Here is a 23389-nt window from a genome sequence, read left to right as displayed (position 1 = left end):
GTGTGTTGCCCCGCCGCGCGTTCAGACGCTGTATTGATTCAAGTAAAGCTGCTTGCATGCAGTGCGCAGCGACTGGATAAAGAAAAGGCCGAAGGCGTGATCAGGGACCTCGCCATCGGCCTTCAGAGCGGTGCATAGCCGTCCGCTCGTTACTGCTGGGAATTGGCCGCAGTCTGTTGAGTCTGCTCCGCCGTGTCCTGCGGTAGCTGGTCGAACTCATGCAACCCATCCTTGCGGTACGGGTCGCCAATCCAGCGTGGCGTTGGCGCGAACTGCGCGTTCACCAGGCTCTTGGCCGGCTCGTACTTGTCGTAGCTCAAGCCTGCCAGGTCCGACAGTGTATGAATCAGGTGCGAGCTGCTGTAGGCACGGTTGGCCATCGACTGCAGGTCCCGCGGGTGCTCGGCCTGCCAGCTCGGTGAAGTCCACAGCAGGAACGGTACGGTGTACATCGGCCGGGTCGGCGCGCCTTCGTTACGGCCCAGGCGGTCGTGGTTGCCGGAGCTGTATACGTCTTCGCCGTGGTCGGACAGGTACAGCAGGAAGCCGTTGGGCGTGGTCGCCGCATACTGCTTGATCAGGCTCGACACCACGAAATCGTTGTAGCGCACGGCGTTGTCGTAGAAGTTGTAGGTTTCCACCTGGTCATCGGTCAGTGCAGCCGGCGCACCTTTGCGATCGGTGAAGTGCTGATAGGCATCCGGGTACCGGTAGCGGTAGTCCATGTGCGTGCCCAGCAGGTGGACGATGATGAGCTTCTTCGGCGCCGGGTCCTTCAGGGCCTTGTCGAACGGTGGCAGCACCACTTCGTCGTACTGGCTGGCGTTCTGGTTGCGCTGGTTGTTCAGGTACACCTGCTCGTCGGTCTGCTGCGAGAACGTGGTGAGCATGGTGTTGCGCTTGGTCATGGTCTGCTGGTTGGTGATCCAGAAGGTCTTGTAGCCTGCCTGTTTCATCAGGTTGATCAGCGACGGGTCGGTGAGGAAGCGGTCGGGGTGTTCCTCGTCACCGAAGGTGAGGATCTGCTGCATCACCTCGATGGTGTAGGGGCGCGGGGTGACCACGTTCTGGAATACGGTCAGGCTCTTGTCAGCGGCCAGGGCATCCAGGTTGGGGGTGGTGTCGCGGTTGTAGCCGTACAGGTGCATGTGCTCGCGGGTGGTCGACTCGCCGAGCACCAGCACCAGGGTGCGCGGGGCGTCGCCGCTGCTGTCCTGCAGGTTCTGCAGGGGCGGCAGGGCGGCGTTCTGAGCCAGCAGGCTCTGCATGTTGTTCAGTTGTTGCAGGTATTGGCGGTAGCCGACCACCAGCTGCCAGGGTACGGCAGGTTCCATGCGCTGCTGCACTTTCTCCGCCGCATCGGCGAAGTTGCGTTCCTGGGTGACCATCTGCTTGTAGAACGGCAGCACCAGGTTGGCGACCAGCAACAGCACCACCACCGGGATGCGGCTGCGCAGACGCAGGGTGACCGGGCGCACGCGCGTCCACAGCAGCACGGCGCCCACGGTGTAGGCCAGCAGGCCGAGCATCAGGCCAATGCTGAAGTACTGGCTGAAGTATTCGCCCGCTTCGGCGGTGTTCGACTCGAACATCACGAAGATGACGCTTTGCGAGAATTCCTGGTGGTAGATGCCGAAGTAGCTCAAGCCCACCAGCGAGGCGGCCCACAACACCACGCCGATGACGGCGGCGAGGGTGCGGGTGAGGCGTGGCAGCAGCAGGACTGGGACGAACCACAGGGTGCTGAGGAACAGGGCATCGCGGAAACCGGCGAAACCGGTGGTGCCACTGAACAGCAGAAGCGCCTGGGTGACGCCGGAGAAGTACCAGAAGAACAGCAGGAGCCAGCCCAGGCCGGCCCAGTCCACGCGCTTGGGCGCGGATGGGGATGCGGTGTTTGCCACGTGTGCCTCGTAGAACCATGGCGGCAACCAGAATGGGGGCTGCCGGAAAGGCAGAGAGGCTAGAGCGTGGAACGTGAAAATTACGTTAATGAAATATGGAAAGAATCTTAACAAAGCATTACGAAATTGCCGAAAGTGGGTGGCTCCTACAAAAGAAGAAACAGATTTTTCCTCTGGCTTGTAGGACGCGTCTGAATCAGTCTTTGGGGCATTGCGGTGGAAGTTTTAGCTACCTAGTCTGGCCGGGCGCTGGGAAATCGGCGCCCAGGTCTGCAAGCCTGAGGTCAGCTTGAAGAAGTCTCCATCAGCAATGGCGCTCTGCGTCCGGCTGCGCTTTATGGTGGCTACGTACGGGTGGTCCTTGGACCAGCCGGGTTTTGTCTTCGAGTTGACCGGTCTTGCAGGCCTGTACGTAGCCGCCACCCAATCATCTGCAAGTGAGCAGGTGGCGATCCTTTCAGTTCAATTCGAAGAGATTCGCCATGCTAAAGATCGTTCCTGATCCCCCCTTCACCCCCGATGCCTCCCACTACCTCGAAGACACGCTGGTCGAAGCCACCGAATACCTGCTCTGCGGCCTGGCCGTGGCCCAGCAGGCCGTCACCACGCTGCCCAAGTCACCCGCCACCGTCATGACGCTATCGATGATTCATGAAATGGAGGCCGTGCGCACGTTGCTGGAGTCGGCGATTGCGCAGGTGCAGTTAAAGCGGCCTCGGCAGGCGTACACGCTGCACTGAGGCGCTGGCCCATTCGGCTGATGGCTCGGATAGATGGGTTGCCTGGGCAACCGCATTCGCGGGTTCACCCGCGAAGAGGCCATCAGCCTCAGCAAATAAAGAGGATTGAGAATGGACAAGGAACTCCCCGAAGCAACCGCCAGGCTTGGTACCACTGTCGGCTCGGCCACCTGCCTGGAAGGCGTGGCCAAAGGCAAACGCCTGTTCCGGGTCGGACCCGGCAACTGCTGCGATCACGCCATGGCGCAGGCCTCTTTGCTGATGGACTGCTCGCGCCGCGCCTCCTTCATCGGCGTGATGGACGACGAACCCGCGCTGGTCTGGGCCTCGCACTACCTGTGCGAGATGGCCAAGGCACTGATGGACGATGCGCACTTGGGAATGCTGAAGGCCCACTGAAGCAGTGTGCCAGCTGCATTCGACACATTCCGCAAAGTTGCAGCCCGCCGTCGCTCGTACAAAGCGACCATAGTTCATCAGGTACTCTGGATTCACTTCACTGCTTGGCCGAGGTGCCGTTGGTCGTCTCGGCTTACCAAGGGGTAGCATCGATTCGGGTTTTGTACGATGATTTTCGTATCGACAAGGATGAGTTATGGAAATTGGCTTCAGGGAGGCCAGGCGAGCAGTGATTGCTGCTCTTGAGTGAGGCCAGTATCTGCACGTTTCTCGTGGTGATATCGAAGTGAAAAACCTGCTGGCCTCAGGGGCCGTTTCTGCCAGTGAGGTTGCCGACATCATCCGTTTCTGCAAGGGGGCCCACTACAGCAGCAGCCCTCACCACAGCGTCGCCGCTATTGAGGTCCATGTGATCAAGCGGCTGGGGTGGTACATCAAGTTCTACTTCATCGAACCAGACACCTGGTTCATCAGTGTTCACCAATGAGAATCCGATCATGAAGATCCTGTTCGAAGGGGAGACCGGCAAGGCACTTTGCGAGCATTGCCAGGCCGTGGTGCAAACGCACTACGCCCGTCGGGACGTACCGTTCAGTGATGGCCAGGGTGTAGCCAAGGATATTCTTGTGGGCGTATGCAGCCATTGCGATACCGTAGTGGCCATTCCTCCGCAATCCACGCCCGCCATTCGAGAGGCGCGCAAGCAGCAACTGAAATCCATCGAAGCGCGTTTGCCCGCGGTTTACCTCGATGTGCTGGATGCTGCCATGCATGCGGTCAGCTGCGAGGCTGGGGCAAATCTGCGCAAGCTGTTCCTCGCTCATTATTTTCAGCTGCTGGTACAGAGCCACCAGAGTGACCAGCTGCAGCCTGCGCATGAAGCTTTTATCCAGGGCCTGGAGCGGCATCGGCGCGAGTGTGGGTTAGCGCCCTCCACCTCGACCCGGCGTCTGTCGATGAAGGTTAACCCGTACATGGCAGATGATTTCATGGCACTGCAGCAGCAGACCCATATGAATCAGACCGAGCTGCTCAAGTCGGTCATCGCACGGATTCAAGCCGATGTGCTGGAGGTGAGGGACCAGAAGGTAATCCATACCTTGCAGCATCTGGCTCGGCTAGCGGTTTAAGTGTTGGCAGGCGAACAGTATTTCAGCAGCTTGCCTTGTTGCAGGCAGACAACGCTCTCAACCCTTTTCGCCATCTCGTTGAACTGAAAGCACATTTTCCCTGGCACGGTTGCTGCTCCGCTCCCTGGACTTTCTCAAGTCCTGCCAAGGAGCACCCGCATGAGCCAGCAACCGATCAAATTCGCCTACTGGGTCCCCAACGTCAGTGGCGGCCTGGTGGTCAGCACCATCGAGCAGCGCACCCGCTGGGACATCGACTACAACCGCAAGCTGGCGCAGATCGCCGAGCGCGCCGGTTTCGACTACGCCCTGTCACAGATCCGCTTCACCGCCGGCTACGGCGCCGACAACCAGCACGAATCGGTCACCATCAGCCACGCGTTGCTGGCCGCTACCGAAAAGCTCAAGGTCATCGCTGCCATTCTGCCAGGCCCGTGGAACCCGGCGCTGGCGGCCAAGCAGCTGGCAAGCATCGACCAGTTCACCAATGGCCGTGTCGCCATCAACGTGGTGTCGGGCTGGTTCAAGGGCGAGTTCCATGCCATTGGCGAGCCGTGGCTGGACCATGACGAACGCTATCGTCGCTCCGAAGAATTCATCCGGGCACTCAAGGGCATCTGGACCGAAGACAACTTCACCTTTAACGGCGACTTCTATCGCTTTCGCAACTACAACCTCAAGCCCAAGCCGCTGCAGCAGCCGCACCCGGAAATCTTCCAAGGCGGCAGTTCGCGGGCGGCGCGGGACATGGCGGCGCGGGTGTCGGACTGGTACTTCACCAACGGTAATACGGTAGAAGGGATCAAGGCGCAGGTTGATGACATCCGTGCCAAGGCCGCTGCCAACGGGCATTCGGTGAAGATCGGGGTGAATGCGTTCATCATCGCCCGCGATACCGAGGAGCAGGCGCGGGCGGTGTTGCAGGAGATCATCGACAAGGCCAACCCCGAGGCAGTGAAGGCTTTTGGGCATGAAGTGAAGCATGCCGGCTCCGCCAGCCCGGAAGGTGAGGGCAACTGGGCCAAGTCCAGCTTCGAGGACCTGGTGCAGTACAACGACGGCTTCAAGACCAACCTGATCGGCACGCCACGGCAGATTGCCGAGCGCATTGTGGCGTTGAAGGCCGTGGGGGTGGATCTGATTCTGTCCGGTTTCCTGCATTTCCAGGAGGAAGTGGCGTACTTCGGTGAGCATGTGTTGCCGTTGGTGAGGGAGCTGGAGGTTGGTAAGGCAGAGGCAAAGGCCGTCGCCTGATCCGCGCAGGGCTCAAGGGCCTCACCAGCTCTCGCAGGTACGCTCAGATCTCGACTGCTGAGGTGTACCTGGGAGCTGGCGCTGATCGTTGATCGTCTTGACGACAAATACGGATTTTCCGTTCGGCAAACTGTAGAGGGCACGGTACAGAACGTAGGCGACATCATTATCGAAAGCGATGCGTGAGCGCTTGGAAGCAAACAGAGCCAGGTCATGCTCTGTTCCACCTTCAGGTGTCAGGGGGGGAGGGCATGGCCGGTTATTTCGGTTGGGTGTTCATGGGAGAAAACTTGTTTTTCCCAGACGAAACGGTATTCGTCACCCGTCATGAAGATATCCAGATCAGTGGCGTGATCGAAAGCGCTCTGCAAAGTATTCAGCGTGCTGAAGTACTCATCACCCTGATCGTTACGAATATGAATTGTGGCCTGATCATCGCCAGTCAGGCGAATAAAACGAGCGGTGACTGTGTAGTTCTTTCCATCTTTGTAAAAGGTGCTGTTGACAGTGGCTTGAAGCAGTTTGCTTGCGTCTTCGACTTCTGCTGTGGGTTTACCTAACTTGACCAATTGCATAGTGTTGCTCCTGTGTTTGTTTGCGAGCCTTCACTCTAGGGCTATAGGCGTTTTCGCGAACCTCGCAGGGCTGAGGATTGACAGGCAAGCAAACCACAAATCGGCTTCCGACCTGGCGCGGCAGATGGGGCTTGTCATGGATCGAAAGGGGCGTCGGTAAAAACCCAGCATTTTCAGGTCGGTTTCAGGATGCGCCTGGTCGTTCGCACACAACCTTCCGGCGCCACAAGTGCCATGCTTGTGGGATGCCCTTGAGCCCAGTGCGCGCAGACGCACGGCCATCGGCAAGGAGGCCTCCGCGCCCACGCCACCGTGACGTGGCCGGTGTGCCGCAGCAGAACACGCCGGATACCTGCCCTTCACAACAATTCAGGCAGGGTCCGTGATGCCGAGGTCCGCTGTATGCCTGATGAATTGCTTCACCTGCCGGTAATCCAGAACATCCTGACCCGCGAGAAGGACACGCCCGGCGCGCTGTTGCCGATCCTTCACGCCATCCAGGACGCTGTCGGTTTCATCCCCGAAGCAGCTGTCCCTGAAATCGCCCACGCCCTCAACCTCAGCCTCGCCGAGGTGCGCGGGGTGATCAGCTTCTATCACGACTTCCGCACCGCGCCGCCTGCCCGCCACACCTTGCGCCTGTGCCGCGCCGAATCCTGCCAAAGTCGAGGCAGCGAGGCCCTGGCTGCGCAGTTGCGCGAACAGCTGGCGCTGGATGACCACGGCACCAGCGCCGACGGCGCCATCAGCCTGCGCCCGGTGTACTGCCTGGGCGCCTGCGCCTGCTCGCCGGCGCTGGAACTGGATGGCCAAGTGCATGCACGGCTGACCCCTGAGCGCCTGTGGGCGCTGGTGAACGGTTGCCTGGAGGGTGAAACATGCTGAAGTTGTGCATTCCCTGTGACTCGGTCGCCCGTGCGGTCGGCGCCGATCAGGTTGCCGAAGCAATCAAGGCCGAGGCCGAGCGCCGCCAGCTGCCCATCGAGATTCAACGCACCAGCTCGCGTGGCCTGTACTGGCTGGAGCCGCTGCTGGAGTGTGAAAGCAGCGAAGGGCGCCAGGGCTTCGGCCCGGTCACCCCGGCAGACGTGCCATCGCTGCTTGACGCCCTGGCCGGTGAGCCCGGCGGCCATTCGCTGGCACTGGGCCCGGTCGAAGAAATGACCTACCTGAAAACCCAGCAACGCCTGCTGTTCGCCCGCGCCGGCATCACTCGCCCGTTGTCGCTGGACGATTACCGCGCCCATGGCGGTTTCAAGGGCCTGGAAAAGGCGGTGGCGATGGACGGCGCCGCCGTGGTCGCTAGCGTGCTTGACTCCGGCCTGCGCGGCCGTGGCGGCGCGGCGTTCCCCGCCGGCATCAAGTGGCGCACCGTGCGCGATGCCAGGCCAGGGCAGAAGTACGTGGTGTGCAACGCCGACGAAGGCGATTCTGGGACCTTCGCCGACCGCATGCTGATGGAAGGCGACCCCTTCCTGCTGATCGAAGGCATGATCATCGCCGGCCTCGCTGTCGGGGCCGACAAGGGCTACATCTATGTGCGCTCGGAATACCCCGACGCCATTCGCGTACTCAACCAGGCCTTCGCCATCGCCCGCGACGCCGGTTACCTCGGCAGCGACGTGGCCGGCAGCGGCCAGGCCTTCGACCTGGAAGTGCGGGTCGGTGCCGGTGCCTATATCTGCGGCGAGGAAACCGCGCTGCTCGAATCCATCGAAGGCAAGCGCGGCATCGTCCGCGCCAAGCCGCCACTGCCCGCGCTCGAAGGCCTGTTCGGCCTGCCCACGCTGGTGCACAACGTACTCACCCTGGCCTCGGTGCCGACCGTCCTGGCCGAGGGCGCGGCGTTCTACCGCGACTTCGGCATGGGCCGCTCGCTGGGCACCATGCCGTTCCAGCTGGCTGGCAACATCCGCCACGGCGGCCTGGTGGAACGCGCCTTCGGCCTGACCCTGCGCGAGCTGGTGGAAGGCTACGGCGGCGGCACTGCCAGCGGTAGGCCGCTCAAGGCCGCGCAGGTCGGCGGCCCACTCGGCGCCTGGGTGCCGCCCAGCCACTTCGATACCCCGCTGGACTACGAGGCCTTTGCTGCCATGGGCGCGATGCTCGGCCACGGCGGCGTGGTGGTGGCCGACGACACCCTGAACATGGCCAGCATGGCGCGCTTTGCCCTGCAGTTCTGCGCCGAGGAATCCTGCGGCAAATGCACCCCGTGCCGGATCGGCTCGACCCGTGGCATGGAGGTGGTCGACCGGCTGATTGCGACCAGCGATCTTACTGAGCGCCATGACCAGGCCCTGCTGTTGCGCGACCTGTGCGACACCCTGCAGTACGGCTCGCTGTGCGCCATGGGCGGCATGACCGCCTACCCGGTGGCCAGCGCCCTCAAGTATTTCCCCGCCGATTTCGGGCTGACCACCACGGAGGCCGCACAGTGATCAACTATTTCGATCCCGAGACCGACCTGGGCACACCCGCCCGTGAAAGCGACGTGCAGGTCAGCCTGAACATCGACGGCCGCAGCATCAGCGTGCCGGCCGGCACCTCGGTGATGCGCGCCGCCGCCATGCTCGGCACCAGCATTCCCAAACTGTGCGCCACCGACAGCCTCGAAGCGTTTGGCTCATGCCGCATGTGCATGGTGGAAATCGAAGGTATGCGTGGTTACCCGGCCTCGTGCACCACGCCGGTGTCCGAAGGCATGGTGGTACGCACGCAAACCTCACGTCTGGCCGACCTGCGGCGCAATGTGATGGAGCTGTACATTTCCGACCACCCGCTGGATTGCCTGACCTGCTCGGCCAACGGCAACTGCGAACTGCAGACCGTTGCCGGCCAGGTCGGCCTGCGCGAGGTGCGCTACGGCTACGACGGCGCCAACCACCTGGCGGAGCAGAAGGATACCTCCAACCCGTATTTCGACTACGAGCCCAGCAAGTGCATCGTCTGCAGCCGCTGCGTGCGTGCTTGCGAAGATATCCAGGGCACCTTCGCCCTGACCATCACCGGGCGTGGTTTCGAGTCGCGGGTGGCAGCGGCCGGCGGTGACAACTTCCTGGCTTCCGAATGCGTGTCGTGCGGCGCCTGCGTGCAGGCCTGCCCAACGGCGACGCTCACCGAGAAGAGCCTGGTCCAGCTGGGCCAGCCCGAACGTGCGGTAATCACCACCTGCGCGTACTGCGGTGTTGGCTGCTCGTTCCGCGCCGAGATGAAGGGCGACCAGCTGGTGCGTATGGTCCCGGACAAGAACGGCGGCGCCAACCACGGCCACGCCTGCGTCAAGGGCCGCTTCGCCTGGGGCTATGCCACCCACCCCGACCGCATCACCAAGCCGATGATCCGCAAGCGCCTGGAAGACCCGTGGCAGGAGGTCAGCTGGGACGAGGCGGTCACCTACGCCGCCAGCGAGTTCCGCCGCATCCAGCTCAAGTACGGGCGCGATTCCATCGGCGGCATCACCTCCAGCCGCTGCACCAATGAAGAAGCCTACCTGGTGCAAAAGCTGGTGCGCACGGCGTTCGGCAATAACAACGTCGACACCTGCGCCCGGGTTTGCCATTCGCCGACCGGCTATGGGCTCAAGCAGACCCTCGGTGAGTCGGCCGGCACCCAGAGCTTTGATTCGGTGATGCAGGCCGACGTCATCCTGGTGATCGGCGCCAACCCCACCGACGCCCACCCGGTGTTCGGCTCGCAGCTCAAGCGCCGCTTGCGCCAGGGCGCACGGCTGATCGTCATCGACCCACGGCGTATCGACCTGGTCGACTCGCCCCATGCGCGTGCCGAACTGCACCTGCAGCTGCGCCCCGGTACCAACGTGGCCATGCTCAATGCCTTGGCCCATGTGATCGTCAGCGAGGGCCTGCTGGCCCAGCGTTTCATCGACGCCCGCTGCGAAACCGAAGACTTCGCCCGCTGGCGCGAGTTCGTCAGCCTGCCGGAAAACGCCCCGGAAGCCCTGGGGCCTGTATGCGGCGTGCCCGCCGAACAGATCCGCAGCGCCGCCCGGCTGTATGCCACCGGCGGCAACGCGGCGATCTACTACGGCCTGGGGGTGACCGAACACAGCCAGGGCAGCACGGCGGTGATGGGTATCGCCAACCTGGCCATGGCCACCGGCAACATCGGCCGCGAAGGGGTAGGGGTGAACCCGCTGCGCGGGCAGAACAACGTGCAGGGTTCCTGCGACATGGGCTCGTTCCCGCACGAGCTGCCCGGCTACCGGCACATCTCCAACGAGGGCGTGCGAGCCGAGTTCGAGCAGGCTTGGGGCGTGACCCTGCAGCCTGACCCGGGCCTGCGCATCCCCAACATGTTCGAGGCGGCGCTGGACGGCAGCTTCAAGGCGCTGTACTGCCAGGGCGAGGACATCGCCCAGAGCGACCCCAACACCCAGCACGTCACCGCCGCCCTGCGCGCCATGGAGTGCGTGGTGGTGCAGGACATCTTCCTCAACGAGACGGCCAAGTTCGCCCACGTGTTCCTGCCGGGCAGCTCGTTCCTCGAGAAGGATGGCACCTTCACCAACGCCGAGCGGCGCATCTCGCGGGTACGCAAGGTCATGGAGCCGCTGGCCGGCAAGGCCGACTGGGAAGCCACCGCGGCCCTGGCCAATGCCCTGGGCTACCCGATGAACTACCGTCACCCCTCCGAGATCATGGACGAGATCGCCCGCCTGACGCCGAGCTTCCACCGCGTCAGCTATGCCGAGATCGACCGCCATGGCAGCCTGCAATGGCCGTGCAACGACGCCGCCCCGGACGGCACCCCGACCATGCACATCGACCAGTTCGTGCGCGGCAAGGGGCGCTTCATGCTGACGGGTTATGTGCCCACCGACGAAAAGGTCAATGGCCGCTACCCGCTGCTGCTGACTACCGGGCGCATCCTCAGCCAGTACAACGTCGGCGCCCAGACCCGGCGCACCGCCAACATCGCCTGGCATGATGCCGACCGGCTGGAGATTCACCCCAACGACGCGGAAAGCCGTGGCATCCACGATGGCGACTGGGTCGGCATCGGCAGCCGTGCGGGGCAGACCGTGCTGCGCGCCAAGGTCAGCGAGCGGGTGGCCCCTGGGGTGGTCTACACCACTTTCCACTTCCCCGAGTCTGGCGCCAACGTGATCACCACCGACAACTCCGACTGGGCCACCAACTGCCCGGAATACAAGGTCACCGCAGTGGAGGTGGTGAAGGTGTTCCACCCCTCGGAATGGCAGAAGCGCTATCAGGACTTCAGTGACGAACAGCGGCGCCTGCTCAAGGAGCGTCGCACTGTGCAAGAAGCCGAGGTGCGCCGATGAGTAGCGACAACCTGGTCAAGATGGCCAACCAGATCGCCCACTACTTCGACAGCGAGCCAAATCGGGCGCTGGCGGTGCAGGGGGTGAGGCAGCACCTGAACAGCTTCTGGACACCGGCGATGCGCCGGCAGCTGGGGGAGTGGATTGCCGAGCATGGTCAGGAAGGGCTGGATGCCAAGGTGGTGGAGGCACTGGCCTAGGGCTTGCCTGTTCCGGCCTTTTCGCGGGCTTGCCCGCGAAAAGGCCAGTACAGGAAAAATGAAATGTCCGTCATTTATGCAAGACGAATCCCACCGCAATGCTACGCTCGCGGAAACACTCGTCACGGATAATCCCTATGGACATGAACTGGCACCAGGCCCTGCAAGAGAGCCTGAGCTGGCTTGCAATCGCCTCGTTCATCACCCTCATCGGCTTCACCGCTGCTGCTGCCCTGGCCGTGCGCTATACGCGCTGGGGCAGCCAGTTCTGGCAGCTGGCGGGGCCGTACTTCACCTTCCGGCGCAGTTGGCGCCCGCTGCTGGTGTTCGGCCTGCTGCTGGTGCTGACGCTGTTCTCGGTGCGCCTGAACGTGCTGTTCTCGTTCTGGTACAACGGCTTCTACAGTGCCCTGCAGGCCCTTGACCAGGCGGCCTTCTGGTACCTGCTGGGGGTGTTCGCGGTGCTGGCCACCATCCATGTGCTGCGTTCGCTGTTCACCTTCTACGTGACCCAGGCGTTCAATATCCACTGGCGGGTGTGGCTTACCGAGCGCCTGACCGGCGAATGGATGAAAGGCGATGCCTACTACCGCGGCCGCTTCCTCGCCGAACCGGTGGACAACCCCGACCAGCGTATCGAACTGGACGTCAGCGCGTTCGTCACCAACTCGGTGTCGCTGGCCCTAGGCGCGGTCAGCGCGCTGGTCTCGCTGGTGGCCTTTACCGGCATCCTCTGGGGCCTGTCGGCGCCGCTGACGGTGGCGGGGTACGAGATACCCCGGGCGATGGTGTTTGCGGTGTACGTCTATGTGCTGATCGCCACCTGGATTGCCTTCCGCCTCGGCCAGCCGCTGATCCGCCTGAACTTCCTCAACGAAAAACTCACGGCGAACTTCCGTTATGCGCTGATGCGCCTGCGCGAGAACGCCGAGAACATCGCCTTCTACCAAGGCGCGCCGGTCGAACGGGCAACCTTGCTCGGGCGCTTCGGCGCACTGATCGTCAACGTCTGGGCGCTGGTGTTCCGGAACCTGAAGTTCAGCGGCTTCAACCTCGGCGTCAGCCAGGTGGCGGTGGTGTTCCCGTTCATCCTTCAGGCGCCACGTTTCTTCAGTGGGGCGATCAAGCTGGGTGACGTGATGCAGACCTCCCAGGCGTTCGGCCAGGTGCAGGATTCGCTGTCGTTCTTCCGTGAGTCCTACGACACCTTCGCCCAGTACCGCGCCACCCTCGACCGTTTGACTGGCTTCCTCGATGCCAACGACCAGGCCAGTGCGCTGCCACGGGTGCTGACCAAAGACCAGCCGCGGGCGCTGGAGATCATCGGCCTGCAGGTGCTGCGCCCGGACGGCCATGCGCTGATCGCCGACCTCGACCTGCGCCTGCACGGTGGCCAGGCGCTGCTGATCAAAGGGCCGTCGGGCAGTGGCAAGACCACCTTGCTGCGCGCCCTGGCGGGCCTGTGGCCGTATGCCGAGGGCGAAGTCCGGCGGCCGCTGGGCACCCAGGCGTTGTTCCTGTCGCAGCGGCCTTACCTGCCGCTGGGCGACCTGCGCACCGCCATTGCCTACCCGGCCGACAGCCAGCCGGAGGATGAAGCCCGCATGCAGCAGGCCCTGCGCGCGGTCAACCTGGCGCACCTGGCCGAGCGGCTGGCGGTGAGCTGCGACTGGTCGAACATTCTCTCGGTCGGTGAGCAGCAGCGCCTGGCGTTTGCCCGGGTGCTGTTCAACCGGCCGCAGGTGGTGTTCCTCGACGAGTCCACCTCGGCGATGGACGAAGGGCTGGAACATGCGATGTATGCGTTGCTGCGCAAAGAAATGCCGGAGACCTTGCTGGTGAGCGTGGGGCATCGCAGCACCTTGGCCGACTTCCATACCCACCGGCTGGAGGTGGACGGGCAGGGCGGCTGGTCGCTGCGCCAGCAGGAGGTGCTGGCTTAACCTGTGGCAAGCGACATTCAGGGCTGATGCTCGGCATCGAGCATCACGATCAGCTCAGCCCCTTCATTTCGCACATTTCCCACTTCCTTGCCCACCGCAAACCACTCGAACGCCTCGACCGGCAAGCACTGCTCCCGTGCCAGGCGTTCGGCCTCCTCGGCAGGCACCTCAGGGTCGATCCATGCCCGGGCATGCTCCGGGCTCAGCACCAGGGGCCGGCGGTCATGGATATCGACCATCCCCGCATCGCTCGCCGCAGTGATGATCACGAAACCATCCCCTTCGTTCGGCTCCCGCCCCGCACGCACCTCGGCCAGCGCCGCCATGAACATCGGTGCCTGGCTTTTCAGGCGAATGAAGTAAGGCTGCTTGCGCTTGGGATCGAGCGGGTCGGCCACCCACTCGTACCAGCCGTCAGCCATCACCAAGGCCCGCCCTTGCGGCCACAGGGCCTTGAAGAACTTGCCGGTGGTGACTGTCTCGACCCGCGCGTTGATCGGTGCCGGCCGCTTGCCGGTGGCCCAGAACGGCGCCCATCCCCAATGGCAGGGGTCGATGCGCAGGCCATCGGTGGCGTGGTGCAGGATCAGCACGCGGCTGCCGGGGGCGACGTTGTAGCGGCCGATCGGCACGTTGTCGTAGCCGCTGATCACGTCCTGCTCGGCGTCCAGCTCACGCAGGTAGTCGGCCAGGCCCTGGTACTGGGCGAAGCGTCCACACATGGCATGTACCCCCACTTGTCGAAATATCCTACGGCGAAATTGACCGGATACTCGCTACGGCGTTTACTGTATATGCATACAGTTTAATATCAAGGCCGTCGCATGACTTCCATCCTGGGTCCCATCACGGGCGGCAGTGTTGCCGTGCCGCGCTATCTGTTCCGTGTCCCGGCGGGCTTTCCGTCGCCTGCTGCCGACCACATGGAGCAGCCCATCTCGCTGGACGAGCTGCTCAACCTGCGCGCACCGCACATCTATCTGGTCAGGATAGACGGCGACAGCATGCAAGGTGCCGGTATCTTCGATGGCGACCTGGTGCTGGTCGACCGCTCGATCGAGGCGCGCCATGGCCATATCGTGATTGCCGCGGTCAACGGCGAGCCGCTGTGCAAGCGCCTGCAGCACGTCGCCGGGCAAGTGCTGCTGCGCTCGGAAAACCCGCGCTATGCGCCACGCTACATCATGGAGGGTGACGACTTCATGATCTGGGGCGTGGTGACCTTCAGTGTGCGCAGCCATGACCCGGCAGCCTGAACCGGCTTAGCGCAGTAGCATCACCCCAACGAGGGTGGCACCGGCACAGCCCGCCCCGACCAGGAAGGTCGCCTGGAACCCGGCGCCATCCCACAGCAACCCGGCCACCACGCTGGCCACCAGCAGCGCCACCCCGGTCAGCAGGTTGAACAGGCCGAATGCCGTGCCGCGCAGGTTGGCCGGTGCACTGTCGGCGATCAGCGCGGCGAAGATGCCCTGGGTAAAGCCCAGGTGCAGACCCCAGGCGGCAACCCCCAGCGCCAGCCCGGCCCAGCCTGGCAGCAGGGCCAGCAACAGGTCGGCGGCGATCAGCAGGGCCAGCCCCATCATCAGCACGCCACGGCGGCCCACGCGGTCCGACAGCGCGCCGGCCGGGTAGGCCGACAGCGAATAGGCCAGGGCCATCAGCACCAGCACCGCAGGCGCCCACAATGGCGCCATGCCCATGTCCTGGGCGCGCAGCAGCAGGAATGCCTCGCTGAAACGGGCCAGGGTGAACACCATGGCCAATCCGCTCAGCCGCCAGTAGGCCGGGCCCAGGCGCGCCAGCTCATGCAATGCCAGTGGTGAGCGTACCGGCCGCGCGCTGGGCGCCGTCTCAGGCTCGCGAACGAAGGCAACGAGAATGTACACGGCGACGAACGCCGGGATCACCGCTACCCAGAACACCGTCTGGAAATGGCTCGCCGTGAGCCACATCAGCACGATCGCCAGCAACGGGCCGAGAAAGGCCCCCACGGTGTCCAGCGCCTGGCGCAGGCCGAATGCCGCGCCACGCAGCTCGGGCGGGGTTACATCGGCCACCAGCGCATCGCGGGGGGCGCCGCGGATGCCCTTGCCGATACGGTCGACGAAGCGCGCCGCGGTCAGCCACTCCAGCCCGGAGGCCAGGGGGAACACCGGCTTGGTCAGCGCGCCCAGGCCATAGCCCAGCACCGTCAGCAGCTTGCGCTTGCCCAGGCGGTCGCTGAGCGCGCCGGAGAACACCTTGGTGATCGATGCGGTGGCCTCGGCGATGCCTTCGATGAAGCCGACGGCGACCACCGAGGTACCGAGCACGGTGACCATGTACAGCGGCAGCAGGGCGTGGATCATCTCCGAAGAGATGTCCATGAACAGCGACACGAAGCCCAGCGCCCAGACGCTGCGGGGGATCTTCTGCAGGGCCTTGGCGGTGCTGCCTGGCTCGGACTTTTCGGCGCTGCGCATCGGGAGCCTCGGTGGGGGTGTCACAGTTCGAAACTGTAGGAGCCCGTGCGCAGGATGCAAATCGGATGAGTGGCTGGAGGCATTGGCCGGGTGTTGTGATTAACTGTATATAAATACAGTATTGTTGATGCTGCCCGATGAAACCCACACCTGTTTTTGCCCTGATCGACTGCAACAGTTTCTACGCCAGCTGCGAGCGGGTGTTTCGCCCTGACCTGCAGCGCACGCCCATCGTCGTGCTCAGCAACAACGATGGGTGCATCGTCGCCCGCAGCGCCGAGGCCAAGCCTTTGGTGAAAATGGGCCAACCGTACTTCCAGGTGAAGGACCTGCTGCGTCGGCATGGGGTGGTGGCGTTTTCCTCCAACTATGCGTTGTACGGTGACATGAGCCAGCGGGTGATGACGGTGATTGAAGGCATGGTGCCGGCCCTGGAGGTGTACTCCATCGACGAAGCCTTCGCCGACCTGGCCGGCATGCCCGGCGACCTGGAGCGCCTTGGCCGCGACATCCGCGCGCGGGTGTTCAAGCACACCGGCATCCCGGTGGGGGTTGGCATCGCGGGTACCAAGACCTTGGCCAAGCTGGCCAACCACGCGGCCAAGCGCTGGTCGGTGCAGAGCGGTTGGGTGGTCGATCTGCGCGACCCGGTGAAGCGCGAATGGGTATTGAAAAAGTGCGATGTGTCGGAAGTCTGGGGCATCGGCAAACGCCTTACGGCCCATTTGCAAGCGATGGGCATCCGCACTGCCTGGGACCTGTCCCGCGCCAACCCCGGCCTGCTGCGCAAGACCTTCAGCGTGGTGGTGGAAAAGACCGCCCGCGAACTGGCCGGCACGCCTTGCCTGCAACTGGAAGAGGTCGACCTGCCACGTCAGGAAATCTGCTGCAGCCGCATGTTCGGCCAGCGCCTGACCGAGCTTGCGCCGCTCAAGGAAGCGGTGGCCACCTACGTGATGCGCGCGGCGGAAAAGTTGCGCAAGCAGCGTTCGCTGGCGCAGCGGATGCGGGTGAGCATCCGCACCGGCATGTTCAACCCCGAGGAGCCGCGCTACGCCAACGGCGTGGTGGTGCAGCTGCCGTATCCCACCGATGACGAGCGGCTGCTGACGCGTATGGCGGTGGAAGCGGTGGAACGGGTGTACCGCGAGGGGTTCCGTTACAGCAAGGCGGAGGTGTTGCTGATGGAGCTGTGCCAGCGCGGGGAGGTGACCGGTGATCTGTTTATGCCGACGCAGAGCGTGAAGGCCGAGCGGGTGATGCAGGTAATCGACGGCGTTAACGGGCGCTGGGGGAGGGGGACGCTGCGCAGTGCGGCGGTGCCGGCGGCGGCGCAATGGGCGATGCGGCGGGAGTTGATGAGTGCGGGCTTTACCACGCATATGGCAGGGTTGTGGCGGGTCGCAACTTGACGCCATAAGTCTAGAAAGATTCGAGATCTGGCATTTTTTTGGCTGAGGGGTCGCTGGTATTATTTTGCCATCCTTGGGCGTTTCTGCGGCACGGGATTGGCGTCCCGTCACAGGTCCGGGCACATCCACATCCAGTGGCGGTGCTCTGCGTGTGCCAATGACTCAGGGTAATCCCATGACGACCAGCGCTCGTGAGCCTCGCGCTCTGACTGCCCAATCCCATTTCGGCACTTGTCACGATTCCCACAAACCGATGTTTACGGTCCACGCTGGAGTCGACGGAGAAGACGCAATGGTCTGTGCCGTCGCAGCGCTGAAGGCCGCCTACGAGACCAATGCGCTGGCATTGGAAAAGGCGAAAGAGCCAATGCGCAGCTTGCTGATTGCAACGGAAAACTCGCTGGAAAAGGGCCTGGCGTTGGCTGAGGCTGTGCTCCAAGGTCTGGAACAGGGATAGGTGATTGTTGATAGGGCCGCAGACGCGGCCCGTTCTGGTTTTGTAGGGGTTGGTGAGGCGAGGGACGAAAGCCAACTAACGGGCCTGAAGAACCTCACGAAACACGTCCGGGCGAGAAGCCGCAATGTGTAGAAGAGACCGCGCCGCCCCCGACGGCATACGCCGACCTTGCTCCCATTCTTGAAGCGTGCGCACCGAGACACCCAATAGCTCCGCAAATCTGAGCTGGGAGAGTCCCGTTCTGCTCCGAGCTTCTGCTGCTTCGGTTACTTCCACTTGATGCACAGCGCCATAGCGACCAGCCTTCACATCGCGGATGGATTCCAGCAATTCCTCACCGATGTTGCGAGTAGCATCCCGAAGCATCAGTTCTTTTTCAGTCAGGGGCATGATTAAGCTCCTTCGCAATCTTGCGCAGCACGTGCGCGGGTATGTTCTCGGTGGCGCTCTTGCAGTAGATCAGCAGAGCAACCAAAGCGCCGTTGGCGAGCTGAGCGGTGTAGATGACACGGACGGCGCCTCGCTTGCCTTTGCCGTCCAGGCTCCAGCGTATCTTGCGGCATCCGCCTGAACCGGGAATCACTGCACCTGCGTCAGGGTCGTTGGCTAGATAGGACATGAATGCCCCGTGCTCATCCTCTGTCCAATAGCTGGGCCATTGCCTGGAGAATAGTGGCGCTTCAATGATCGTCAGCATACTGCATCCCTACGTCTTTGACGTAGATATTTTGCTTTGCCTACCTGAGATCAAGAAGCGGGAGGTTGTATCGAGGGGTTGCTGAGAGGGTGGTTTGGTTCGAGATCGCCGGGGCTGCTGTGCAGCCCATCGCAGGCAAGCCAGCTCCCACAGGTGCAGCGCTGTTTTAGAGACTGGCGCTGCACCTGTGGGCCCCGGCGATCTCAAAGGCTCAACCGCACCGCCAGCGCCGCCAAAGTCGCCAGCAACACCGGCACCGTCAGCAACACGCCAACCTTGAAGTAATACCCCCAGCCAATCGTCACCCCCTTGCGCGCCAGCACATGCAGCCAGAGCAAGGTCGCCAGGCTGCCAATCGGGGTAATTTTCGGCCCCAGGTCGCAGCCGATCACGTTGGCGTAGATCATCGCCTCGCGGACCACGCCGTGGGCCTCGCTGGCCTGGATCGACAGCGCGCCGATCAGCACGCTGGGCAGGTTGTTCATCACTGAGGACAACAGCGCGGCAATCAACCCGGTGCCCAGCGAGGCGGCCCACAGGCCATGCCCGGCCAGGCCGTTCAGCACGTGGGTCAGCGAGTCGGTCAGGCCGGCATTGCGCAGCCCGTACACCACCAGGTACATGCCCAGCGAAAACACCACGATGTGCCACGGCGCCTCGCGCAGCACGCGGCGGGTCATGATCACGTGGCCGCGCGCGGCCACCGCGAACAACACCAGCGCCCCCGCAGCGGACACGGCACTGACCGGAATGCCGAGCGGCTCCAGCACGAACAGCCCGGCCAGCAAGCCCACCAGCACCACCCAGCCAACGCGGAAGGTGGCGCGGTCGCGGATGGCCAGGGCCGGTAGCTTGAGGTCCTCGGCAGCGTATCGGGCCGGAATGTCGCGGCGAAAATACAGCCACAGCACCAGCAGCGTGGCGGCCACCGCCACCAGGTTCACCGGCATCATCACCCCTGCGTAGGCATTGAAACCGAGGCCAAAGTAGTCCGCCGAAACAATGTTCACCAGGTTCGACACCACCAGCGGCAGGCTGGCGGTGTCGGCAATGAAGCCGGCGCCCATGACGAAGGCGAGGGTCGCGGCGGGGGAGAAGCGCAGGGCCAGCAACATCGACATGACAATCGGGGTAAGGATCAGTGCCGCGCCGTCATTGGCGAACAGCGCCGACACCGCAGCCCCCAGCAGCACCATGAAGGCGAACAGCCGACGCCCGTCACCGCGCGCCCAGCGGGCCACGTGCAGCGCTGTCCATTCGAAGAAACCCGCCTCATCCAGCAACAGGCTGATGACGATCAGGGCGATGAAGGTGCCGGTGGCGTTCCAGATGATCGCCCACACGGTGGGGATGTCGTGCAACGAGACTACCCCGAACAGCAGCGCCAGCACGGCGCCGAGGCTGGCGCTCCAGCCGACGCCGAGGCCCTTGGGCTGCCAGATGACCAGGGTCAGGGTGAACAGGAAAATAAGCGCGGCTGGGAGCATGAGTAGGGGATTCAATGATGGGGTGAGCCGACCTGGAACATCCGTGGGTCGTACATGAAGTCGTACATTTCAACCACCCGGATCTGACTCACCGCTGGGTGGCTGGGGTTGATGACGATGTTGCGTTCCAGCGGCAGGATGGCAGACGGGATGACCAGCCCAAGGTGGCTGTTCGACTTCAACCAGGCTGTGCCGAATGCCATGCTTGGGCGGTCGGCAGGGAGGCTGGCCCAGCCTTCGAGCAGGTCCGTCGCATCGACCTGCAGATACAGCGAGGTATCTGCAGGCAGCTCAAAGCAGGTGATCTTCAAGGGGACGGTGGGTTCGCCCGCCGCATGTACGAAGGTTTCCAGGCAACAGATTGCCGGTGTCATGCCCATGTATACGGCGGGCACGTCCTGATCGTTCCAGCGCCCGCCTTCGATGGCAGCGCCCTTGCCGCTCAAGTCAGTGGCGCGTTTTGCCTTCGCGATTCGCCACCCCCGCATCAGGCAACCCCACCCCATTCCAGGGCCTGCAGTACCCGGCGCACCTGCTTGGCACCGATTTCGGTTTCGCAGAGCAGGATCGGCGCACTGTCACCCAGGGCCTTGTTCGGTTTCGATAGCCACTGTGCAGCAGCGTCGCGGCTCTCGAAGACCTCCTCGGCCTGATGGGACACCGAGGCGATGCGGTCCAGGCGTTCGGAGGCGACGGTATCGAGCACTTCATGCTCCCGCACACGCCGCTCCAGCGTGGAAATCGAGGCATTGAGCAGCAATGCCAGACTGGGTTCTTCGAGGTTGAAGGTGTAGCGCATGGCACGGAAGAGGTGGGCTGAAAAGCCGCGCTTGATCTGCACCAGTCGCTCCGATTCCTTGAGTGCATAGCGGCTTGCGCTAAATGCCCAGAACTCGTCGATACCAGAACTGCGCACATCTTCTTTGGCTTTTTCGTGACGCCGTTGGGCGATTGAAGTGCTCATCACGCCTCCGTCAATTGACTGGTTTTTTTCGTCAAATGAAGTATAAGCCGGCCGGTCGCCCAATTACACCTACCTTCGATCAGCCCAGAACGTTCAGCTGACCGTCACCCTGGCAAAGGCTTGCCGAAAGCGCAGCATGATTAGCACCATTGGCCGGCTCTAATTCAAGACATTGCGCTCGCCGAGCCACGCTTCGAAGTGGCTAAAGGTGTCAATGGCGGCCTGCACCGTGCTGGCCTGTGCTGGCGCTGCAGCCGATGCCTGGTCAAGCCGCTCCAGGAAACTGCGCCAGTAGCTGCCGGTCAGCGCCCCGTACACGTCGAGGAAGGCTGCGCCACTCTCGTGGCCGATGCCCAGGCGCTCGGCCATCGCCCGCTTGAGCACCTGGCCACCCAGGGTCGAACCCTCCAGCACATACATCACGCCCAGCGCGCTGGCCTCGTCGTGGATGGCCGGCAGTGCCTGGCACAGTGGCAGGGCGCCGATGTCGGCCTCACTCAGGTCCAGGGCCAGCAGGTCGCGGGTCAAGGTTGCGGTCTTGCGGCGTTCTGGGCCCTGATAATTGCCCAGGTGCTGCTCCAGAGGCGCATGAAAACCGTAGTAGGCCTGCAGCAGGCGGCGATAGGCAGCGCTGTCGAAGCCAGGGCTGAAGAACGGCAGGCGCGCCTCCAGCGCCTTGTGGCAGTCGCGGGTGCCCTCGCGCAGGGCGAGCAGCAAAGGGCTGCTGGGCGTAGTGGTGGGCATCGATCTGGCTCTGGTGGCATTTCGCCTAAGTAGGAGTGGCGATGCTAACCCGACGTTCCGCCTTGGCGTGAGCTTGTTGCGGTAAAAAAACGGCTGGCGTGTTAAACCAGTCTGCCAGACTTTCAGTGAAGAACACCCTGGTGATAGCCATACGCCTGACCTTGCTCTGCCACGCTCTGACCCCGGCCCAGAAATGCGGGCGCCTGGCACAGCCCGACGACGGCATTTTGCCGTTGGCCATCGCGCCCTTGGCGATTACCCCAGGCATGCAGTTGCTGGCGGCGCCAGAGCGCAGAGCGCAGGAGACGGCGGCGCAGCTCTCGTCGCAGGTGCAGCGCGAGCCGGCATTGGCCGATTGCGCCCTTGGCCATTGGCAGGGCGTGTCACTCAAGCAGTTGCAGGCCGAGCAGCCTCAGGCGTTGGCGCAGTGGCTCGAAGAGCCGCTCAGCGCGCCCCATGGCGGTGAGTCGTTCGCGCAGCTGTGCGAGCGCGTGGGGGCATGGCTGATGGCCTTCGACAGGCCGGGTGAGTGGCTGGCGGTGACTCACCCTTGGGTGATCCGCGCTGCGCTGGTGACGGTGCTGGAGTGCCCGCTGGCTGCCGCGCAGCGGATTGATGTGCTGCCGTTGTCGCGGGTCGAATTGAGCTTTGCCGGGCGCTGGCGCTTGCGTCTGGGCTGAGCAAGCGCCGGTTGCCGGGTCAGAACGCCAGCTTGTAGCCGATCAGCAGCAACATGGTCGCCAGGCAAGGGCGCAGGACGCGGTCGGAGATGCGCCCGGTGAGGTGGCTGCCCAGGTAGATGCCCGGCAGTGAGCCCAGCAGCAGGTAACCCAGCAGCGACCAGTCCATGTTACCCATGCCGGCGTGGCCGATACCGGCAACCAAGGTCAGGGGGACGGCATGGGCGATTTCGGTACCGACCAGGCGACGGGTGGCGAGGAACGGGTAGAGCAGGAACAGTGCCACGGTGCCCAGGGCACCGGCACCAATCGACGTCAGGGTGACCATCACGCCCAGCACCACGCCAGTCAGCACGGTGAGGATGTTCAGGCTGCGGTCGCTGAGGTGGTAGTGGTCACCGGCGTGACGGCTGGCGAACGCTTGCAGGCGCGCCTTGAACAGGATTGCCAGGGCAGTGAGGATCAGCACCACCGCCAGGCCCTGCTTGATGATGGCGTTCAGCGCCGTGGTGTCGGTGTGCAGGGTGCTGAGGAACCACAGGGTCAGGGCTGCCGCCGGCACGCTGCCGAGGCTGAGCAGGCCAGTGATCTTCCAGTCGATGTTCTTCTGCCGGGCATGCACCCAGACGCCACTGCCCTTGGTGATGGCCGCATACAACAGGTCGGTGCCCACGGCAGTCGCCGGGTTGATGCCGAACCACAGCAGGATCGGGGTCATCAGCGAGCCGCCGCCGACGCCGGTCATGCCGACGATGAAACCCACAACCAGTCCGGCAATGGTGAAACCGAAAGAACCTACATCCATACGCTACTCGACTGCCCAGCTTTGCCCGTTATCGGATGGGTGCCAGCATATAGGGAGTTTTTATAGCCAAATAGACTTGTTCGTTATTAGGTTATAACTGGGGGTGGCTTTTGGGGGCTTGGCTTGAAAGTTTTGTTGGGGCAGATATCGAGCGCCGCCCGCGCGGCGCATCGCGAGCAAGCTCGCTCCTACATTTGTTGCAACGTGCCGAACCTGACAGGCCATGGT

Annotated in this window: 25 protein-coding genes; 14 read left to right on the top strand and 11 right to left on the bottom strand. The window is 63.3% G+C overall.

Going from position 1 to position 23389, the window contains the following annotated elements; translation table 11 throughout:
• Nucleotides 1-149: 149 nt before the first annotated feature.
• Nucleotides 150-1904 carry a phosphoethanolamine transferase CptA gene (locus tag F6X59_RS10305; protein WP_346652953.1) on the bottom strand — a complete coding sequence of 585 codons (1755 nt, stop codon included), beginning with the start codon at nucleotides 1902-1904 and terminating at the stop codon, nucleotides 150-152.
• A gap of 482 nt (nucleotides 1905-2386) precedes the next feature.
• Between F6X59_RS10305 and F6X59_RS10300 the strand changes: the two genes are divergently transcribed.
• From F6X59_RS10300 to sfnG, 5 genes are all read left to right on the top strand, one after another.
• On the top strand, nucleotides 2387-2644 hold the full coding sequence (locus F6X59_RS10300) for a hypothetical protein (RefSeq protein WP_152956169.1): 258 nt from the start codon (nucleotides 2387-2389) through the stop codon (nucleotides 2642-2644).
• 111 nt (nucleotides 2645-2755) lie between these two features.
• A complete protein-coding gene (locus tag F6X59_RS10295; RefSeq protein WP_152956168.1) occupies nucleotides 2756-3043 on the top strand; it encodes a DUF3077 domain-containing protein in 288 nt (95 codons plus the stop codon).
• Between the two features lie 286 nt (nucleotides 3044-3329).
• On the top strand, nucleotides 3330-3530 hold the full coding sequence (locus F6X59_RS10290) for a hypothetical protein (protein WP_256669193.1): 201 nt from the start codon (nucleotides 3330-3332) through the stop codon (nucleotides 3528-3530).
• Between the two features lie 10 nt (nucleotides 3531-3540).
• Entirely contained in the window at nucleotides 3541-4173 is a 633-nt protein-coding gene (locus tag F6X59_RS10285; protein WP_152956167.1) for a hypothetical protein, read from the top strand.
• A 159-nt stretch (nucleotides 4174-4332) separates the two neighbouring features.
• Nucleotides 4333-5427, top strand: coding sequence for a dimethylsulfone monooxygenase SfnG (sfnG, locus tag F6X59_RS10280; protein ID WP_152956166.1), 1095 nt, complete (start codon nucleotides 4333-4335; stop codon nucleotides 5425-5427).
• 236 nt (nucleotides 5428-5663) lie between these two features.
• Here sfnG and F6X59_RS10275 read toward each other — a convergent pair whose 3' ends face one another.
• Nucleotides 5664-6002: a hypothetical protein gene (locus tag F6X59_RS10275; RefSeq protein ID WP_152956165.1), complete on the bottom strand. Its 339-nt coding sequence runs from the start codon at nucleotides 6000-6002 to the stop codon at nucleotides 5664-5666.
• 402 nt (nucleotides 6003-6404) lie between these two features.
• On the opposite strand from F6X59_RS10275, the gene F6X59_RS10270 reads away from it, so the two are divergent.
• From F6X59_RS10270 to F6X59_RS10250, 5 genes are all read left to right on the top strand, one after another.
• Complete coding sequence (locus tag F6X59_RS10270; RefSeq protein WP_152956164.1) at nucleotides 6405-6887, top strand: formate dehydrogenase subunit gamma; 483 nt, start codon at nucleotides 6405-6407, stop codon at nucleotides 6885-6887.
• A complete protein-coding gene (locus F6X59_RS10265; RefSeq protein ID WP_152956163.1) occupies nucleotides 6881-8440 on the top strand; it encodes an NADH-quinone oxidoreductase subunit NuoF in 1560 nt (519 codons plus the stop codon). The genes F6X59_RS10270 and F6X59_RS10265 overlap by 7 nt, the downstream gene beginning before the upstream one ends.
• Nucleotides 8437-11307 carry a formate dehydrogenase subunit alpha gene (gene fdhF, locus F6X59_RS10260; protein WP_372240349.1) on the top strand — a complete coding sequence of 957 codons (2871 nt, stop codon included), beginning with the start codon at nucleotides 8437-8439 and terminating at the stop codon, nucleotides 11305-11307. The genes F6X59_RS10265 and fdhF overlap by 4 nt, the downstream gene beginning before the upstream one ends.
• Nucleotides 11304-11507 (top strand): formate dehydrogenase subunit delta, encoded by a 204-nt coding sequence (locus F6X59_RS10255; protein ID WP_152956162.1) that lies wholly within the window; start codon nucleotides 11304-11306, stop codon nucleotides 11505-11507. The genes fdhF and F6X59_RS10255 overlap by 4 nt, the downstream gene beginning before the upstream one ends.
• Before the next feature lie 137 nt (nucleotides 11508-11644).
• On the top strand, nucleotides 11645-13450 hold the full coding sequence (locus F6X59_RS10250; protein ID WP_152956161.1) for an ABC transporter ATP-binding protein/permease: 1806 nt from the start codon (nucleotides 11645-11647) through the stop codon (nucleotides 13448-13450).
• 17 nt (nucleotides 13451-13467) lie between these two features.
• On the opposite strand, the gene F6X59_RS10245 is transcribed toward F6X59_RS10250, so the two are convergent.
• Nucleotides 13468-14172, bottom strand: a complete 705-nt coding sequence (locus tag F6X59_RS10245; RefSeq protein ID WP_152956160.1) for an SOS response-associated peptidase family protein — start codon at nucleotides 14170-14172, stop codon at nucleotides 13468-13470.
• 102 nt (nucleotides 14173-14274) lie between these two features.
• Between F6X59_RS10245 and F6X59_RS10240 the strand changes: the two genes are divergently transcribed.
• Entirely contained in the window at nucleotides 14275-14706 is a 432-nt protein-coding gene (locus tag F6X59_RS10240; RefSeq protein WP_152956159.1) for a LexA family transcriptional regulator, read from the top strand.
• Between the two features lie 6 nt (nucleotides 14707-14712).
• Here F6X59_RS10240 and F6X59_RS10235 read toward each other — a convergent pair whose 3' ends face one another.
• Entirely contained in the window at nucleotides 14713-15915 is a 1203-nt protein-coding gene (locus F6X59_RS10235; protein ID WP_152956158.1) for an MFS transporter, read from the bottom strand.
• Between the two features lie 137 nt (nucleotides 15916-16052).
• On the opposite strand from F6X59_RS10235, the gene umuC reads away from it, so the two are divergent.
• Nucleotides 16053-17327, top strand: coding sequence for a Y-family DNA polymerase (gene umuC / locus F6X59_RS10230; RefSeq protein WP_152956157.1), 1275 nt, complete (start codon nucleotides 16053-16055; stop codon nucleotides 17325-17327).
• Between the two features lie 292 nt (nucleotides 17328-17619).
• Complete coding sequence (locus F6X59_RS28630) at nucleotides 17620-17784, top strand: hypothetical protein (RefSeq protein WP_256669191.1); 165 nt, start codon at nucleotides 17620-17622, stop codon at nucleotides 17782-17784.
• 75 nt (nucleotides 17785-17859) lie between these two features.
• Here the strand turns inward: F6X59_RS28630 and F6X59_RS10220 are convergent, their stop codons facing one another.
• The 6 genes from F6X59_RS10220 to F6X59_RS10195 all read right to left on the bottom strand — a co-directional run bounded on the left by F6X59_RS10220 (nucleotide 17860) and on the right by F6X59_RS10195 (nucleotide 21676).
• Nucleotides 17860-18174, bottom strand: coding sequence for a DNA-binding transcriptional regulator (locus F6X59_RS10220; protein ID WP_152956156.1), 315 nt, complete (start codon nucleotides 18172-18174; stop codon nucleotides 17860-17862).
• Nucleotides 18161-18481, bottom strand: coding sequence for a transcriptional regulator (locus F6X59_RS10215; RefSeq protein ID WP_178120066.1), 321 nt, complete (start codon nucleotides 18479-18481; stop codon nucleotides 18161-18163). Before F6X59_RS10215 ends, F6X59_RS10220 begins: the two co-directional genes overlap by 14 nt.
• 203 nt (nucleotides 18482-18684) lie before the next feature.
• Nucleotides 18685-19968, bottom strand: coding sequence for an arsenic transporter (locus F6X59_RS10210; protein WP_152956155.1), 1284 nt, complete (start codon nucleotides 19966-19968; stop codon nucleotides 18685-18687).
• Between the two features lie 11 nt (nucleotides 19969-19979).
• Nucleotides 19980-20456, bottom strand: a complete 477-nt coding sequence (locus F6X59_RS10205; RefSeq protein ID WP_152956154.1) for an RES family NAD+ phosphorylase — start codon at nucleotides 20454-20456, stop codon at nucleotides 19980-19982.
• Nucleotides 20456-20932, bottom strand: a complete 477-nt coding sequence (locus tag F6X59_RS10200) for an antitoxin Xre/MbcA/ParS toxin-binding domain-containing protein (RefSeq protein WP_152956153.1) — start codon at nucleotides 20930-20932, stop codon at nucleotides 20456-20458. Before F6X59_RS10200 ends, F6X59_RS10205 begins: the two co-directional genes overlap by 1 nt.
• A 159-nt stretch (nucleotides 20933-21091) precedes the next feature.
• Nucleotides 21092-21676 (bottom strand): biliverdin-producing heme oxygenase, encoded by a 585-nt coding sequence (locus tag F6X59_RS10195; RefSeq protein ID WP_152956152.1) that lies wholly within the window; start codon nucleotides 21674-21676, stop codon nucleotides 21092-21094.
• 140 nt (nucleotides 21677-21816) lie between these two features.
• On the opposite strand from F6X59_RS10195, the gene F6X59_RS10190 reads away from it, so the two are divergent.
• Nucleotides 21817-22356 (top strand): histidine phosphatase family protein, encoded by a 540-nt coding sequence (locus F6X59_RS10190; RefSeq protein ID WP_372240350.1) that lies wholly within the window; start codon nucleotides 21817-21819, stop codon nucleotides 22354-22356.
• Nucleotides 22357-22375: 19 nt separating this feature from the next.
• Here the strand turns inward: F6X59_RS10190 and F6X59_RS10185 are convergent, their stop codons facing one another.
• Nucleotides 22376-23161 (bottom strand): sulfite exporter TauE/SafE family protein, encoded by a 786-nt coding sequence (locus F6X59_RS10185; protein ID WP_152956151.1) that lies wholly within the window; start codon nucleotides 23159-23161, stop codon nucleotides 22376-22378.
• Nucleotides 23162-23389 lie beyond the last annotated feature (228 nt).

This window comes from Pseudomonas sp. MN1F, assembly GCF_009391885.1.
Classification (GTDB): Bacteria; Pseudomonadota; Gammaproteobacteria; order Pseudomonadales; family Pseudomonadaceae; genus Aquipseudomonas.
This window is presented reverse-complemented; position numbering and strand designations above follow the sequence as displayed.